The organism is Clostridioides sp. ZZV14-6154 (assembly GCF_020657785.1).
Lineage (GTDB): Bacteria > Bacillota > Clostridia > Peptostreptococcales > Peptostreptococcaceae > Clostridioides.
In genome coordinates, this window is record NZ_JAGWCY010000004.1 from 105,538 (window position 1) to 123,232 (window position 17,695).

The window sequence follows — 17,695 nt, forward strand, 5'->3', positions numbered from 1 at the left end:
TTACAAAAGTGCGAATAGATTAGAGGGGAGCAATCTATATGAGGAAAGGAAATAAGAAGGCATTATTAATCAGTTTAATTATGATTTTAAGTATGATAGTTACTACAATATATCCAGCTGTATCTTATGCGTCAGAATTAGAAGGAAGTGGGTCTATCCAAAGTAATTCAAATAATTCACCAACTGGAGATGGAAAACAAGAAGAAAATAAGAAGCCAGAACAGACTCCAGGAGGAGACAAACAAGAAGAAAATAAGAAACCAGAACAGACTCCAGAAGGAGATAAACAAGAAGAAAATAAGAAGCCAGAACAAGCTCCAGAAGGAGATAAACAAGAAGAAGATAAAAAACCAGAACAGACTCCAGAAGGAGATAAACAAGAAGAAAATAAAAAGCCAGAACAAACTCCAGAAGGAGATAAACAAGAAGAAAATAAGAAGCCACAACAAACTCCAATAGAGGATGAAAATTTACTTAAAACTTTAGAAGAAGAACTTAATGAAGAGAATGAAGAGTATGGATTTGTTGTAAAAATTAATAATAATACAATAGAAACAGAGTCAATGAAAAAAATTACATTTAAATTAACTTATACTCCAACATCAAAAGGGATACAAGCAGGTGACTCAATAACTTTTAAGGTTCCAGATGTGTTTAATAAAGTTAATTTAGATTATACAAGTGAATGTTTTGATAAAACAGAGAGTAATGGAGAGTATACACTTACATTTAGAGAATTACCCAATGGTCAAAGTGTAATGCAAGGAAAAATTGGATTAGAAGCATATGTGAATAAAGTTGATGAAGAGACAAGTGCAAAAATTCATATTGAAACTACTGGAAAGATAGAAAGTGGAAGTGGAGATGTAGATATAGAAATAAAGCCTGGCGATAAAGAAGACATTGAAGAAGCTAAAGGAACACTTAAAAAGCTTGTTGAAGGAAGAGAGTCAACTACTGTATTTATGCCAGTTAAAAATAAAGATGTAAATTATAGTATACAAGTAAATGAAAAAGAGGAAGAATTAAAAGACATTACTTTATATGATGAGCTTCCTGAAGGAATGACATTAATAAAAGATTCTGTAAGTGTAGTGGCAAGCAATGGAAAAGAAGTAAGTGATTTTAATATTGAACAAGGTGAAAATTCTATTTCAGTTAATTTTGGAGACATAGACAAAGCGTATACTGTTAAGTATAAGGCTAGAATTAGTGATGAAAATGCGAAACATGGTAACAAATATAAGAATATAGCTAGATTAGAATCTGCTGGTAAGAAATTGCAAGAAGATGATGCTACTGTAAGTGTATTTGATAGGGGAAATGATTATCTTTTGACTAAGGGACATTCAGGAGCAACAAATATTACTCAAGTAGGTCAAGTAATCAACTATCAAATTTCAATAAATGATGACAAATCACCAATAAGTAATGTGGTTATAACAGATAATATACCAGAAGGTATGAGATTAACTACTGCTGGAGAAGCTGGGCATGATTTTAGAGTTGTAGAAGTTCCAATGAATGGTGGCTGGACTCCTTGGAGTAAAGAAAAAATTGCAAATAATATTTCATATAAAACAGAAGAAAAAAGAAATGAAAGTGGTCAAGTAGAAAAAGTTATAACTGGATTTACAATTAATCTTAGTGAAGAAGAAGTTGAATCAAAGTTTTTTATAGCATATACATTAAAAGTTATTAGTATTGAAGATAGTTATACAAATAGAGCTGTTCTTGATGCAAATAATAGTCAAGTAGATAAAAGAGACGAGATAAGTTTTAAGAAGAACTCTGGATTAATAAGTGCCAAAAAAGAGGTTGATAAAAAGGTATTAGATGGCAATGATAACCAAATAGTTAAGTATAAAATAAACATGTCAACCTATGGTGTTTATGATGCAGGGCAAGTAAGTATTTTAGATGAAGTAAATCCAGCATTAAAAATATCTAATATAAAATACTCTGATAATCTTGAACTTAAAAAAGAAGCTGGAGATGAGAAAAATACTATAAGATTAGTAAATAAATATGAATTTAAGCAGATAAAAGAAGGTGAACCTGTACAAGGTTGGGTTACATTTGATGCAGATTTTACAGATGTAAAAGTAGGAGAGACTATACAAAATGTAGCTCAGATTAATGGTTCAAGTCCTCCTGGAGTAGAAACTACTAAACAAGGGTATGCTTTTGAAGCTAAAAAAGTAGACAGTTCAGATAAAAGTGCTCTTGAAGGTGCAAAGTTTAATTTGGAAAATACATTTGGAATAGTAGTAGTTAAGGATTTAGTTAGTAATGAAGATGGTATAATTGAATCTAGTGTCAAAAATCCAGGAACATATTATTTAGTGGAGACCATGGCTCCAAGTGGATATGAAAAATTAAAGGATAAAATAAAGGTGGAAATTGATAGAAAAAATATTGGTAAAATTGTGGATATTGGAAATATAGAAAATGTAAAACAAGAAAATATTCCAGTAAATCCACCAGTACCACCAGATACAGATGAACCAACAGTAAATCCACCAGTGCCACCAAGTACAGATAAGCCAAGTAAACCATCAAGACCATCTGATACAGAGGAAGCAACAATAAATCCACCAGTACCACCATCAGAAAATGTGGTAAATCCACCAATACCAGAGGTAGTAAATCCATCAATACCACCATCAGAAGATGCAATAGAAAAGCCTGTTAAACAAATTGTTCCAATACCAGAGGTAGTAAACCCACCAGTGCCACAGGAAAAGAATAATACAGGAAAAGATAATACTGTAGTAAATCCACCAGTGCCACCAAAGACAGGGGATAGTACTACAATTACTGTAGAAATACTTTTGGGGTTAGGAGCTATTGTAGGACTTATTATATTGAGAAGAAAGAAAAATATCAATTAGACCCTAACATTATAAAAATATAAGTAATATTAAAAAATATCTTCTAAAACAATATTATTAAGTGCGAATATTGTTAGAAGATATTTTTTTTTGGAGTATTATGTAAAAAAATAATCGTTTTTTAGAAAAAAAATCCAGAAAACTATAGACAAAGAGAAGGATATAAGATATAATATAAATATAAAATTAAATGAGGCAAAACTAGGGAAACCTAGTCACGCAAAGCTATAGGGGCTAAAGTTTAAGTAAACTATGCCAGCCAGTTGCCGAAAAGAGTAAAAATTTCTTTTTGTATATACAAAGATACTCTTGGGTATCTTTTTTATTTTGAAATTTATTACTCCCGGCCTAACTCAAAGGAGGGAATAATATGAAAACAAGTAAAAAATTATTAATCGCTATAATATCAATATTCTTAATAAGTTCAGTTCCAGTAAGTGCACATGCAGATAGTGCAACTTTACAAAACAATAAAGAAACACTTAGTCAAATAGTGGTTCTTCCAAGTGGAAATTACGATAAAAATGAAGCTAATGCTATGATAAATAGACTTGCAAATATAGATGGAAAATATCTAAATGTATTAAAACAAGATAACTTAAAAATAAAATTATTAAGTGGAAAATTAACAGATGAAAAAGAATATGCTTATTTAAAAGGTGTAGTTCCTAAGGGATGGGAAAATACTGGTAAAACTTGGGATGATGTTCCTGGTTTAGGTGGAAGTACAGTAGCTCTTAGAATAGGATTTAGTAACAAAGGTAAAGGTCATGATGCAATAAACTTAGAATTACATGAAACAGCACATGCAGTAGACCATCTTGCATTGAATGATATTTCTAAATCAGCACAATTTAAACAAATATTTGCTAAAGAAGGACGTTCTTTAGGAAATGTAAATTATTTAGGTGTATATCCAGAAGAATTCTTTGCTGAAGCATTTGCATATTACTACTTAAATCAAGACACAAATAGTAAATTAAAAGCAGCTTGTCCACAAACTTATAGCTTTTTACAAAACTTAGTAAAATAAAAAATTTATATAAAAACATTAAGGGGCTGTCTCAAAATAGAGATAAGCCTCTTTTTCATTGTTGAAATGATAAAAATATATTTGATTTCATACAAAAAGAGTGCCTCATGAACTAAAAAGTTCATTTTGAGACACAACCTTTTATATTGTGTGTAAAACTAATCAATTTAATCTTATGTATATTTTTTATGTGATGATTTATTGCTGACTTTTATATAATGACTCAATATGTTTATTATGAGCTTGAGTCATTATTGTAGGTATAATAGAAACTATTGAACCAATCACTATCAATAGAATTCCTATAATCATATTAGTAGGAATAAATTCTTTAAGAATTAGTAATGCCAGTATTGGAGATATTACAGGCTTAAAGAAAAATACTAAAGATGTAAGGCTAGTAGATGTAGCTTCCATTGCCATAAAATAAAGTGCATAACCAACACCTGTAACAAATACAAATACGTAAATCATAGTAGGTATGTTGTGTAAGGTATAACCACTAAAAATAGGTATATTTGCAAATACATGGAGCCCATTTTTATTTAACATATTTGATATAAAATTAATCTTAGTAAGTAGAACTAATACAAGCATTTCTAAACTACCTAATATAAAACTGAAACAAGTCACAACTATTCCACCAAATTTTAATGTTTTTCTTTTACCAAAAACAGTGTACATTGAAAAAATAATGGCAGAAGATAGTGTTAAGAATATACCACTAAAAGTTAATCTTGTATGCAGTGGATTTATAATAATTATAATTCCAAGTACTTCTAATATAAGTGAAATTATATTGTGCCTATAGATTTTTTCCTTTAGAATTAAATAAGCTAGAAGCATCACAAATACTGGATTACAACTAAATAAGACAGCAACTACAGATGCTTTTGTGTTTAGTACAGCTAACTGGTACAATGACATACTTACTACAACACACATAAAACCTAAAAAAGCAAAGTATTTTAAATCTGATTTTGTAATAGAAATACTAAGGGATTTTAATCTTTTTATAGCAAAAGGTAGTAAGACTAATCCACCAACAAAAAATCTTGATAAAGTTATTTGTATGGGATTAAAGTCATTAGTAACAGTTTTTAGACTAATTTCCATTGAACTAAAAAATATGGTAGTTAGTATTATATAAACATAACCTTTTTTCAAATCAAACACCTCCTTGTAATTTATATTAGTACTATAAACTACAATATTCAAGTACATTGGTATAAAATGGTATATAAACATAAGATATAAAATTATAAGCTACCTTAATATAGAATATAAAATTCTATACTAAGGTAGCTAATTATTTGTAATTATATTTATTTAATTATTTTAAATTGTACAATTTAGCTAATTTTTCAAATGCTGGTAGGGAACTCTTAACCTTATCATAAGATACACAATATGATACTCTAAAGTGTCCTGGGCAACCAAAAGAAGAGCCTGGAACTAATAGTAAATTAAATTGTTTAGCATCAGCACAGAATTTTTTATCATCTTCAATTGGAGCTTTTGGGAATAAATAGAATGTACCACTAGGTTTAACACAAGAAAATCCCATTTCTATTAAGCTATTATATAAAAGGTCAAAGTTCTTCTTGTAAATATTTACATCAACTTCTGCATCTAAGCTTCTTGCAATAACTCTTTGAAAAAGAGAAGGAGCATTTACAAATCCAAGTATTCTATTTGCAACATTTAATGAAGACATAACATCATCAAAATCATCCATTTCTCCATTAGCCACAATATATCCTATACGTTCACCAGGTAGAGACAATGATTTACTATAAGAGTATCCTATAAATGAATTTTTATAGTATTTTAATATACAAGGAACTTTAGCACCATCATAAATTATTTCTCTATATGGTTCATCAGAAATTAAATATATATTTGTATTAAATTCTTTTTGTTTTGTGTCTAGTAACTCTCCAAGATTTTTTAGCAATTCTTCAGAATAAATAACACCAGTAGGATTGTTTGGAGTGTTTATTATTAGAGCTCTTGTCTTTGGAGTAATAGCATTTTTTAGAGCATCTAAATCTGGTTCAAAAGTTTCTATATTTGTAGGGACTTCTATTAACTTTCCATCATAGTTTTCTGTATAATTTTTATACTCACCAAAATATGGTGCAAAAGCAATAACTTCATCATCAGGATTTAAAAGAGTTTTCAAAATAATATTTAGACCACCAGCAGCACCACAAGTCATAATTAAGTTATCTCTTGTAAGGTTTAATCCATCTTTCTTATTTATGTGCTTGGCAATAGCATCTCTTACATCTTCGTATCCTGAGTTGTTCATATATCCATGAACTAGATTTGGAGATTCTTCATTTAAAATATCGCTTATAACTGCTTTAATAGTTTCTGGAGGCTCAACACTTGGATTTCCTATACTAAAATCAAAAACATTTTCTTCTCCGTACATATCGGATAGTTTTTTTCCCTCTTCAAACATGGCTCTTATAACAGAGCTGTTTGCAACTAAAATTTGCATTTTATTAGATATCATATGTAACACTCCCTTTTATAGATTTATATTGCTTATGTATATATTACCATATTTTTACTGAATTTAGACAATTTTCGAAAAATTTCTTGTTTGAAAATATAAACTTTTATATAAAATATATTTATGTATGATGTATATAAAAAATTACAAATTCTAACTAAACCACAATTATATTTTATGATAATTTTATAAGGGAGTATAAAATTATACAGTTATAAGGCAAAATATTCTTGACTGTATCAAGGATTTAATATAATATAGTTGATATAGTCAAATATATTGCATTAGAATTATAGAGGGGAAATTAAGAATGGATTTTAAAAAGTTACAGCATGAGAGTTTGTCGTATATTATTTGTTATCTTCAAAGGAACTTTAAACTTTATTGTGAAAAATGTCTAAAGCCATATAAGCTTACGAATGGTTTATATTTTTATTTAATTTATATCAACAAGAATAGGAATTGTTCTTTGAATGATGTCTCTACAGAATTCGAGGTGGATAAAGCTCATACTACAAGAACTATATCTAGATTAGAACAAGATGGTTACATAGAAAAGATTCAAAATCCTAATGATAGTAGAGCTTTTCAATTGAGAGTAACAGATAAGGGTGAAGAAGTACTAGGAGATATAAAAAACATATTTTCAAAATGGGATAGTAATATAAAAAAAGAGTTTTTGGATGAAGGATACAAAGACCTAGTAAAAAAATTACATACAGTAAAAGATATAAAGGCAACAGTGGAGGAAGAATAGGATGTATTGCAACTTATTAAAGTCAATTAAAATTGGAAATTTAGAATTAAAAAATAGGGTATCTTTTGCACCTACAAGTATGGGTCTTAATTTGGAAGAACGAATTGACAAGTTTTGTAAAATTGCTAAATCAGGTGTAGCTTTGATTACGATAGGAGATGTATCAGTTAGACCTAGTTTTCATAAAATGGCTCTAAGCTTATCAAATGAAGATGGAATTAGAGAGTACAAAAAAATTGTAGATGCAATACATGATTCAGGGGCGAAAGTTTCAGCACAAATATTTTGTTCAGATTATGACATGAATTTAATCAGAAATACCATGAAATTGGGAATTACTTCACATGATGAAATAAAAAAAATTATGGATGATGGAGTAAAGGATTATGTAACAAATATGCCAAAAGAGGAAATAAAAAATATTATAGAGATGTTTAGAGTAACAACATTAAATGCAAAAAAAGCAGGATTTGATATGATTCAAATTCATGGAGATAGACTTATAGGAAGCTTTTCATCCAGTATATACAATAGTAGAATTGATGAATATGGTGGAAGTTGTGATAATAGAAGTAGATTTGCAAGTGAAATAATTAGTAGTATCCGTAATGATATAAAGGATATTCCAATAGATTATAAGCTTGCAGTTAGACAAGAAAATCCTCATTATGGTAATGCAGGCGTTTTATTTTGTGAAGTGGAGCATTTTGTAAAAAAATTTGAATCACTTGGTGTAAATAGCTTTCATGTAACATTAGCAAATCATTCCAAACTAGAAGACACCATACCAGTCAATAATCATCCTTATTTTAAAGATGAAGGATGCTTTTTGTATTTAGCTGATGAAGTTAAAAAACACACAACCCTTCCAGTTTGTGGTGTTGGTAAGCTATCTAGTCCAGACTTCATAGAAAATGTTATATCAAATAACAGAGTAGATATGGTTGCTATGTCGAGACAACTATTGGCAGACAGTGATTGGTTGCAGAAAGTAAGAGAAGGAAGAGTAGATGATATTAAGAAGTGTTGCTACTGCAATAAAAAATGTGCAGATGCATTGCAGACACATTCTCAATTTGGTTGTATATTAGATTAATAAAATCTTATAGTGATTAAAAATTTAATGGTATTAAGAAATTTTAGATAAATACTTAATATATAGGAGGATATATCATGAAAAGTTTAATTTTATATTCAAGTTTAACTGGAAATACTAAAAAAATTGCTCAATCTATATATGATGCAATTCAAGGCGAAAAAGAAATTAAAAATATCAGTGAAGTAATTGATAATAATGTTGACTATGAAAAATATGATATAATATTCTTAGGATATTGGGTGGACAAAGGAATTTGTGATAAAAATTCAAAACTAGTCTTTGAAAATATTCATAACAAAAAGCTAGCTTTATTTGGAACAATGGGAGCAAGTACAAAGGGAAACTATGGAATTAACATCATGGACAAAGTGAAAGATGTCTTTTCAAAGGATAATGAAATAGTTGGGTCATTTATATGCCAAGGAAAGATTGCAGAAGGTTTAAAGGTTAAATATGAAGAAATGATAAAACTTCATCCTGAAAATGAACATATTCGTGAGCAATTAAAAGGTCATGAAGAGTCTCAAAGTCACCCAGATGAGCAAGAGATATCAGAAGCTGTTAAATTTGCAAAAGATATAATAGCTAAAGCTAGTAATATGTAATAGTTTAAATTAGATAGAAAGGGAGTTTGTAATATGAAAGAGAGTAACGATATTATAATTTCAGTTGGCTCTAAGCAAAGACTGCAAAATACAATTGCAATAAAACTTTGTTTAGAGCCTAATAAATCAAGATAATATTTAGGCTAAATTGTTTTTGTGCAGTCTTTGCTTTTATTTACAATTTAAAATGTAGATGGGAGCAGAGTACTATGAAGTATGAAAAAGCACAAAATATATTGCCAGAAGAGATACTTGAATTAATTCAAGAATATACAGATGGTAGTTATTTATATATACCACGAAAGTCTAAAAATAAAAAAGCTTGGGGAGAAAATAGTGGTTCAAGAAATATCTTGAAAGAAAGAAATAAAGAAATACTTGATAAGTACAATAAAGGTATTTCTGTTAAAGAACTTACAAAGGACTATTATTTAACTGAGCATAGTATAAGACGAATAATAAGAGAAGAAAAAAGTGATTGAAAATAGAATATTAATGTTTTAAAGATAGATTTATATAACAAAAGATTAAGAAGAGACTTTTTAACAAAGTCTCTTTTTTCGTACAAAATTAGTACAGATTTGTTTATGAACTTGAGGTATGATCTATTTAAATGATATGATTTTATTGAGGAATTTCTAAATTTTAAGAAGAGGAATAGAACAATGAGTATTTTAAATGTAAATAATATAAGTTATGGATTTGGAGATAGAACATTATTTAAAGACATATCTTTTAGGCTGTTAAGAGGGGAACATGTAGGTCTTGTTGGAAAAAATGGCGAGGGAAAGTCTACATTTATGAATATAATAACAAGTCAACTGATTCCAGATAGTGGTGATATACAATGGAGTAGCAAAGTAAGAGTTGGATATATGGATCAACATACTAAACTAGAAAAAGGTAATACAATAAAAGATATTTTAAGAGAATCTTTTAAGGAACTTTTTGATATGGAAAGTGAAATGAATAGTATATACAGTAAAATGGGAGAAATGAATGAACATGAGATAAATAAGTCTCTTGAAAAAGTTGCAAATATACAAGACTTTTTAAATAACAATGAATTTTACAATATTGATTCAAAGATAGATTCAATTGCCTTAGGTCTTGGGTTTAGACATATTGGGCTTGATAGAGATGTTTCAGAATTGAGCGGAGGTCAAAGGACAAAGGTATTATTAGGTAAACTATTGTTAGATGAACCAGATATATTGCTTTTAGATGAACCTACAAACTATTTGGATGAAGAACATATAGAATGGTTAAGAAAATATCTTCAAAATTATGAAAATGCATTCATATTGATATCACATGATTTGGAGTTTTTGAATAGTGTTGTGAATGTGGTGTGTCATCTTGAAAATATGACATTGACAAGATATATTGGTAATTATGAAAAATTTCAACAGATGTATGAAGAAAACAAGAGAAATTTAAGAATAGCTCAAGAAAAACAGATTAGAGAAATATCAAAGTTAGAAGAATATATTGCAAAAAATAAAGTTAGAGCATCAACCAGTAAGATGGCAAAATCAAGACAGAAAAAATTAGATAAAATAGAAAGAATAAGTATATCAACGGAAAAAGTAAGGCCTCACTTTGACTTTAAAATATCCAAAAAATCTGGGAAGATGATATTTGAAGCTAAGAACTTAGTTATAGGATATGAAACAGCACTAAGTAAACCTATAAATTTAATTATGGAAAGAGGAGAAAAGATAGCTTTAATAGGTGCAAATGGTATAGGAAAATCAACCTTATTAAAAAGCTTGATTGGAATAAATAAACCAATAAGTGGAAGTATTGAAGTAGGAGAAGAACAAAATGTTGGATATTTTGAACAGGAAGTTAAAGAAATAAGTGATAAAAAACTTATTGATGAGGTGTGGTATGAATTTCCAACATACACAAGATATGAAATAAGAAAAATGCTATCAAGATGTGGGTTGACTAATCAACATATAGAAAGCAAGCTTTCTATATTAAGTGGTGGAGAACAAGCTAAAGTAAGGTTATGTAAACTTATAAATAATCCTAGTAATATATTAATACTAGATGAGCCAACAAACCACTTAGATTCTGAAGCAAAGGAAGAACTAAAAAAAGCTTTAATATCATATGAAGGCAGTATAATTTTAGTATGCCATGAGCCAGAATTTTATAATGATATAGTTAATAAAATTTGGGATTGTGAGAAGTGGGCAATTAATTATTTAATATGATAGAAAATCTTATATCACCTGTTATATCTTTTATCAATTTTACCATAAGACCGGCTAATTTGACCTTTGGACTGAGAAAGATATGAAAAGACTAGATTAATAGAAAGGCATGGCATTTATTTGCGATGCCTTTTTTAATAGAATCAAAAAAATGATAAAAATACTTGACTGTAAACCATGTTTATACTGTATTTTATATAATAATCAAGCAGTTTTAGATGCACACAAGGAGGCGATTGTTACAAAGTGTGGTATTATTGATAATGGAATATTGGCGAATCAAATAATGAAATAAAACATTAAAGAAGACTTAGAGTAATAAAAAAGAAAGATATTAGGTAATTCAATAAATCGAAAGGTGCTGTTTAAAAATGACAATTAAGGAAGTTGAAGAAAAAACTGGACTCTGTAAGTTTCTTATATATATGGGGAGGAAATGTTACATGGGGAATTATTACCATTGCTTGTTTGCTAATTGCAATCATAGCATTTCCAAAACTGCCAGCTCAAATTCCTGTGCAATGGAATAATGGTGTAGTCAATAGTGTAAATAAAAAATTTATTTATGCTTATCCAATTATTTGTGTTGTGTTCAGATTTATTTTACGCTCATTTATATGTAGATGGTTACAAATACGAGCTTTCTATAGTTACACTATTGCAGATTATTTGACGAACTTTTTATGTTTTGTAGCTTTATCCGTAGAAGTATTCTCAATATTTTTTGTCTACAATATTGTCAAGAACGTTACAGTTATTTTTTTTATAGATACCTGTGTATTTATTATTTTATTACTAATAGGATGGAATAAAATATACCAAAAAAACAAGCAACTCTCAAAAAATGAGTAAGGAATGAACTTGCTTTCTATAAAGAGTTTGAGGTACGTTCAAGATACATTTTTCATGCTGCTGAAGTAAGGTAAAAGCAAAAGCTTACTTTAGCATCATTGGTTTAAATTCTGATAGCGGAATAAAAAAGAATGCCAGAATTGATAAAAACATAGTGTTTATGAGGATTCTGGCATTTTGCATATTCAGATTCAAAAACTTTGCTTATTGAGAATTAGTGGAAAAATGTTATTTTTATTAAAAAAGCTACTAATTTAGACTTCAATCTCTAGATATTATCTAAAAAAGATAAGAAATCAACTTTGTATATTTTCTTTGGTCTACCTCTTTGATTATCCAGCTTTGTGTTTACAATAGTTGCGATACCAGCCTTATATAAGATACTTAAGATTCTATTTGCACTCCTAAGAGTTATATTCATATAGTCTGATAATATTTCCGCTGATACATTATTTGAATTTCTATCATTAATCATACTCATAATTTTAGATACATTTACATTAGATAAAGGAATGAAAGAAGCAACTTTATTGGCTATTGAACTTTCTTCAAGGTCATTAGAATTTTTATTTGAATATAAAGGTCCTATTATATTATTAGTGTCATTTACTATAAATGTGCAATTTCCACCTAGAGAAGCTGATTTACTATTTGCCTGACGAGCGTTCTGTTCTGCATGAATATTTGTGTTGCCAATTCCCCAACCAATATTTAAGCTATACTTAATTTCTTTTAAGTCTTCTGAAATAAAAAATTCTGTATAGTCCTTAGTCATATTATTTAGCATTTCTTTAGTAGTATGTATTTCTATTTTCATGTCATTTTTTTTGACTTGAACTCCATAGAATCCATTTGTTGATAAAGAATTTAAGATAGTGTTGTATATTTGATTTTGTATCTCATCATTTTTAAATATTAGGTCATCATTTATATACTCTGAGCTATTTATTGTAATTATACAAGTTGCAGATTTATTTTTATCCAAATTTTTCAATGTTATTTCGTTTATCACAGATTTAAATGTGTTTAAGATTGATTCTGTAGAGGGAACCATGTAAATGCAATTATATCCCAATCTATTTAATTCGCAGCTTATGACATAGTTTCGAGTAAAGGAAATGTTAATTTTATTGTTTTTTAATAAGTCAAGGTGTATCTCTAATAATTTGTCATTTAATTTTTTAAAATCATATACAGGCTGTGGAATATTGAAATCTTTGATTGTATATGGGCAATTATTAGAATCCATCAAGGAATATATATCATAATAATTGTTATCTTCTCTTAAAAAATCCATAAATGATTTTGTAAAATCAATGTCTTTTTGACTGTTTAAAAGTTTAAATAAGTATTTGTAAAAGTCTCTTTCATCAAGTTTTAAGAAGTTTATAGGTACTTTTATATTCTCTATTTTTAGTGTCAATTCACTATATGGTATTATACCACTACAAACAAAGGCATCAAAATTATCTACTTGTTCATTGTATATTCTTAGTAAATCATTAAAATAATTTTTACCTTTAAGTTCAATAAATGTAACTTCACAAACATCTTTTAATTCTTCAAGTACATGTTTAAAATTATCTGACAGAAAATAAGATGCTGTTAAAAAACCAATCTTATATTTCATAAAGCCTCCATTAAAATTTATAAAGTCTTGTAACTAATTACCGATTTATATCCTCATTTTATAATAGTAGATAAAAAGAGTCAATTTATTTTTACCGTCTAAAAATAAATGCAAGAAAAATCAGAAAATATAGAAAATACTGAAAAAATGTTGACTGACGGAAAAAAATATGTTATTTTGTAATTAAGGACTAGTCTTTTAAAAATTCTAAAAATGTGAACCTTATTTTTAAGACAAAATTATATTTTTTATAAAATAAAGGAGGATATTATGAGCACATATTTAAATGATATTTCTAAATTTGTTGATGAAAATAGAGAAGAAATAATTTCTTTATGGAAAGATATTGTTAATACTGAGAGTTATACAAATTGCAAAGAAAGTGTAAATATATTAGCTGAAAAATTAAAGACTGAATTTGAAAAAGAAGGTTTAGATTGTAATTTAATAGATGTTGGAAACAATGGTAATACATTAGTAGGTACACTTGGTTCTAATAGAAATGGAAAACCAATAATTTTTTCAGGTCATATGGATACTGTCTTTGAAATAGGTACATTTGGAGAAAATCCATTTAAGATAGAAGATGGAAAAGCTTATGGACCAGGTGTTTTGGATATGAAAGGTGGAATAGTAATTTCTTTATATGTAATCAAGGCTTTAAATAAAATAGGATATAATGAAAGACCAATAAAAATAGTATTTTCAGGAGATGAGGAGACAGGGCATAGGGATTCAGCAGGTGGAGAAATTATGCTAAAAGAAGGACAAGGTGGTCTTTGTGCATTCAATATGGAAACTGGATTAGTAGATAATAGCTTATGTGTAGGTAGAAAAGGAAGAATTGGATGTAATGTACATGTAAAAGGCGTAGAAACACATGCAGGAAATGACTTTGAAGGTGGAAGAAATGCAATAGAAGAAATGGCTAATAAAATATTAAAAATACAAAGATTAACAAATCTTGAACTTGGAACTACAGTTACTGTAAGTGTTATTAAAGGTGGAAGAGTACCAAATTCTATTCCACAAGATTGTAATATAGAAATAGATATTAGATTTGAAAAAGTTGAAGAAGCAGAAAATGTTAAAAAAAGAATTGAAGAAATCTGTAAAGAAACTTATATAGAGGGTACTTCTACAGAAGTTAAGATTGTCAATGAAATGATGGCATTTGAAACTACAGAAGATGTTATGAAATTTTATGAGTTTGTAAATACAGTGTCAAAAGAAAATGGCTTTGGAGAAATAAATGCTAAAAAACTTGGAGGAAGTTCAGATGCCAGTTATTTAACTATTGGAAAAGTTCCTACAATATGTTCATTTGGTGTAAAGGGAGAATGGAATCATACATCGAGAGAATATGCATTAGTTGATTCTATGTTTGAAAGGGTAAAATTAATTTCTGAAGTTATTTTAAATTTGGATAAATTTGAAATATAAAAGGAGGATTTAATATGGACACAACGGATAGAGAGAATAAAGTAACATGGAAAGGGTATGTGTCTTTATTTATATTGATAATACTATTTTCTGGAATTTTTCAGAATGGACAAGGATTTCTAAAAGCATTAGATTTTGCTAACTTAACTGGTTCATTTGGTACTATCTCAGACGGTATAAACTTTATGGGAAAAGGTGGTACTGGTGCAAAAGATGGATTTTTATTTGCACTTACTCTAATACCAACTGTATGTTTTGCTGTAGGACTTATTGATGTGGTGGAATCTATGGGAGGAATGCAAGCTGCATCAAAGATATTTAATCCATTACTTAAACCATTACTTGGCATACCTGGAGTAGCTGGTATAGCGTTTGTATCTTCATTTACTAGTTCAGATGTAGCTTCAATAATGACAAAAGGATTATATGAAAGTGGAGAAATAACAGATGATGAAAGAACTATATTTGTAGCTTATCAATATGCTGGTTCAGCAGTTATATTAAATACAATAAATACTCAAGCTCCACTTTTACCAATAGCATTATTGGCAATAGGTCCGATAATACTTATAGAGATATTCTGTAAGATGCTTGGAGCTAATTTAGTTAGATTAATTATAAAAATGAAAAATAAAAAGAAGAAGGAGGTTGCGTAGTATGAGTCAACAAACTTCTGGAAATACAATTGCAAATAATAAAGTTAAGAAAACTATTGTTGAAACTTTTATGGGAGGAGCAAAAAAAGGTTTTTACATAGGAGTTGAACAAATATTACCAGCCATGGTAATGGGATATGTAATAGTACAGTTTCTACAATTAACTGGCTTGGTTGATATTTTAGGAAGTATTTTTGGTCCAGTAATGGGTATTTTTGGATTACCTGGGGAATCAGTTGTAGTCTTGATAGCAGCTTTCTTTGCTAAGGCAGCAGGAGCAGCAACAGCTGCAAACTTATTTGCACAAGGTCTAATTACTGCACCACAAGCAACTATATTAATTATGCCATGTATGCTAATGGGTACTCTAGTTGGTCATTATGCGAGAATAGTACTTGTAGCAAATGCTAGTACTAAGTATAGAATGTTGTTGTTGGCAGTTCCTATATTTGATGCAGTAGTGGGAATGTTGATAGTAAGAGTTTTACTTACTGTTATGGGACTAATGTAAAAAAAATAAAATTATGACTTAATTATAAAGTGTGTATAAGAATTAATATATACAAGAATTGATGTACAGCAATTAATATATAGTAATTAATATGTATATTAATTAAAAAAGAAGTTTACTAAAAATTTATTTTGGTAAACTTCTTTTAAATTTATATTTCTAGAATTTATATTTTTCTTTTTACAACATTAACATTAATTTTAGACTAAATATACTTTCATGCTAATATCAAAATAAATGTATTTTTAAAGTACAATATGTTTTGAATTTTCGCGTATATCTACTTCAATGACTTTTTCTATTGTATCTCCTCTAAAGCCTAGTAAATTACTAGTTAAGTTTGCAGTAGAACAAGAGTGATTAGGTATAATTCTTATTCTATCACCTATTTTTATATCAGTTTCTCCATTTACTTTAATTTTACCAACTTCTTCTGAAAGTGAATCAATAGTAAGTTCTGGATGCTCACAAACTCTACCATATCCAACAATACTACTATTTCCATGTGCACCCTTATCTAATCCAAGACATTTACTTCCGCAATCAACTAAATAATATCCATTACTATTTTTTGAGATTACAGTACATACAACAGTAAGAGCACACATCTTTTCAGTAGCACATCCTAGACCTATTTGTATAGCATCATAATATACATAGTTTCCAGGTCTTACAGCAGTGATAGTTTTAGAAGCAGCCTCAGTTTCAACTGTTGGAGTGCTTCCAGAAGCTACAATATCTATATTAAAGCCATTATCAGTTAATAATTTAGATGCTTTCTCCATAGTAGAATCTTCTTGAATACAAACATCTGGCACACCTTCTGGAGAACTACAACCGTATACTTGACCTGGATGTGAGCTTATTCCAACAATATTTATACTTTCTAGTTTTGAAATTTCAGTAGCAAGTTCGACTACTTTTTCTGGTTCAACACCAAAACGGTGTAATCCGCAATCTACAATAAGAAGTAGTTTACATTCAATTTTAGCTAGAGAAAAAGCCCTACTGTAAGCTTTTGCACATTCTATATTATCTGTAGCACATATTAAATTTATTTTTGAAGCCATAGTTACTACCCTGTTTATATTTGCATCTCCCATGTAAGGGTAAGCCAACATAATATCTTTAAAGCCAGCATTTATCAAAGCTTCAGCTTCATCAAGAGTTCCAACAAGAAATCCAGCAGCACCTGCATCTTTTTGAAGTTTTGCAATATATGTGCTTTTATGCGTTTTAAGCATAGGCCAAAGCTGTTTGTTGTTCTTTGTACAAATTTGTTGTATTGTATTTATATTTTCTTCTAACTGGTCTAAATCTAGTAAAAAGCTTGGTGTAGCAATTTCTGAAATTTTCATGTTGTTTACCACCTTTCAATAAAAGTAAAATCAATCATAGGTCTTGATTTTATGATATTAATAAAATATTATGATAAGATTAGTTCTATAATATAAATATCTTCTAAT

At 28.7% G+C, this 17,695-nt stretch carries 16 protein-coding genes and 1 riboswitch; of the genes, 12 read left to right on the forward strand and 4 right to left on the reverse strand.

Annotated features, from left to right (window positions below; all coding sequences use genetic code 11):
* Positions 1-38 precede the first annotated feature (38 nt).
* Positions 39-2,894, forward strand: coding sequence for an SrtB-anchored collagen-binding adhesin (locus KGF45_RS11085; protein WP_227842564.1), 2,856 nt, complete (start codon positions 39-41; stop codon positions 2,892-2,894).
* 184 nt (positions 2,895-3,078) lie between these two features.
* Positions 3,079-3,165, forward strand: a riboswitch (cyclic di-GMP riboswitch).
* Positions 3,166-3,264: 99 nt separating this feature from the next.
* The gene (locus tag KGF45_RS11090) at positions 3,265-3,927 is read left to right on the forward strand and encodes an anthrax toxin lethal factor-related metalloendopeptidase (RefSeq protein ID WP_227827609.1); all 663 of its coding nucleotides are present in this window, start codon (positions 3,265-3,267) and stop codon (positions 3,925-3,927) included.
* 198 nt (positions 3,928-4,125) lie between these two features.
* On the opposite strand, the gene KGF45_RS11095 is transcribed toward KGF45_RS11090, so the two are convergent.
* Positions 4,126-5,094 (reverse strand): DMT family transporter, encoded by a 969-nt coding sequence (locus KGF45_RS11095; RefSeq protein ID WP_227827608.1) that lies wholly within the window; start codon positions 5,092-5,094, stop codon positions 4,126-4,128.
* A gap of 166 nt (positions 5,095-5,260) precedes the next feature.
* The gene (locus tag KGF45_RS11100) at positions 5,261-6,451 is read right to left on the reverse strand and encodes a pyridoxal phosphate-dependent aminotransferase (protein WP_227827607.1); all 1,191 of its coding nucleotides are present in this window, start codon (positions 6,449-6,451) and stop codon (positions 5,261-5,263) included.
* Between the two features lie 310 nt (positions 6,452-6,761).
* Here KGF45_RS11100 and bilQ point away from each other — a divergent pair, with 310 nt between their 5' ends.
* From bilQ to KGF45_RS11135, 7 genes are all read left to right on the forward strand, one after another.
* Entirely contained in the window at positions 6,762-7,208 is a 447-nt protein-coding gene (gene bilQ / locus KGF45_RS11105; RefSeq protein WP_227827606.1) for a bilirubin utilization transcriptional regulator BilQ, read from the forward strand.
* Position 7,209: 1 nt separating this feature from the next.
* Positions 7,210-8,304, forward strand: coding sequence for a bilirubin reductase (gene bilR / locus KGF45_RS11110; protein ID WP_227827605.1), 1,095 nt, complete (start codon positions 7,210-7,212; stop codon positions 8,302-8,304).
* A gap of 77 nt (positions 8,305-8,381) precedes the next feature.
* Positions 8,382-8,912: a flavodoxin family protein BilS gene (bilS, locus tag KGF45_RS11115; RefSeq protein ID WP_227827604.1), complete on the forward strand. Its 531-nt coding sequence runs from the start codon at positions 8,382-8,384 to the stop codon at positions 8,910-8,912.
* A 209-nt stretch (positions 8,913-9,121) separates the two neighbouring features.
* Positions 9,122-9,394, forward strand: a complete 273-nt coding sequence (locus tag KGF45_RS11120; RefSeq protein WP_227827603.1) for a CD3324 family protein — start codon at positions 9,122-9,124, stop codon at positions 9,392-9,394.
* A 183-nt stretch (positions 9,395-9,577) separates the two neighbouring features.
* The gene (locus KGF45_RS11125) at positions 9,578-11,137 is read left to right on the forward strand and encodes an ABC-F family ATP-binding cassette domain-containing protein (RefSeq protein WP_227842565.1); all 1,560 of its coding nucleotides are present in this window, start codon (positions 9,578-9,580) and stop codon (positions 11,135-11,137) included.
* Between the two features lie 109 nt (positions 11,138-11,246).
* Positions 11,247-11,432 (forward strand): hypothetical protein, encoded by a 186-nt coding sequence (locus KGF45_RS11130; RefSeq protein WP_227827601.1) that lies wholly within the window; start codon positions 11,247-11,249, stop codon positions 11,430-11,432.
* 92 nt (positions 11,433-11,524) lie between these two features.
* Positions 11,525-11,989 (forward strand): DUF1648 domain-containing protein, encoded by a 465-nt coding sequence (locus KGF45_RS11135; RefSeq protein ID WP_227842566.1) that lies wholly within the window; start codon positions 11,525-11,527, stop codon positions 11,987-11,989.
* Positions 11,990-12,257: 268 nt separating this feature from the next.
* Here the strand turns inward: KGF45_RS11135 and KGF45_RS11140 are convergent, their stop codons facing one another.
* A complete protein-coding gene (locus KGF45_RS11140; protein ID WP_227827599.1) occupies positions 12,258-13,619 on the reverse strand; it encodes a hypothetical protein in 1,362 nt (453 codons plus the stop codon).
* A gap of 270 nt (positions 13,620-13,889) precedes the next feature.
* On the opposite strand from KGF45_RS11140, the gene KGF45_RS11145 reads away from it, so the two are divergent.
* The 3 genes from KGF45_RS11145 to KGF45_RS11155 are packed head-to-tail and all read left to right on the forward strand — an operon-like array spanning position 13,890 to position 16,229.
* Entirely contained in the window at positions 13,890-15,062 is a 1,173-nt protein-coding gene (locus KGF45_RS11145; RefSeq protein ID WP_227827598.1) for a M20 family metallopeptidase, read from the forward strand.
* A 14-nt stretch (positions 15,063-15,076) separates the two neighbouring features.
* Positions 15,077-15,718, forward strand: a complete 642-nt coding sequence (locus tag KGF45_RS11150; protein ID WP_227827597.1) for a nucleoside recognition domain-containing protein — start codon at positions 15,077-15,079, stop codon at positions 15,716-15,718.
* A gap of 1 nt (position 15,719) precedes the next feature.
* Entirely contained in the window at positions 15,720-16,229 is a 510-nt protein-coding gene (locus tag KGF45_RS11155) for a nucleoside recognition domain-containing protein (RefSeq protein WP_227827596.1), read from the forward strand.
* A 245-nt stretch (positions 16,230-16,474) separates the two neighbouring features.
* On the opposite strand, the gene KGF45_RS11160 is transcribed toward KGF45_RS11155, so the two are convergent.
* Entirely contained in the window at positions 16,475-17,587 is a 1,113-nt protein-coding gene (locus tag KGF45_RS11160) for an alanine racemase (RefSeq protein ID WP_227827595.1), read from the reverse strand.
* Positions 17,588-17,695 lie beyond the last annotated feature (108 nt).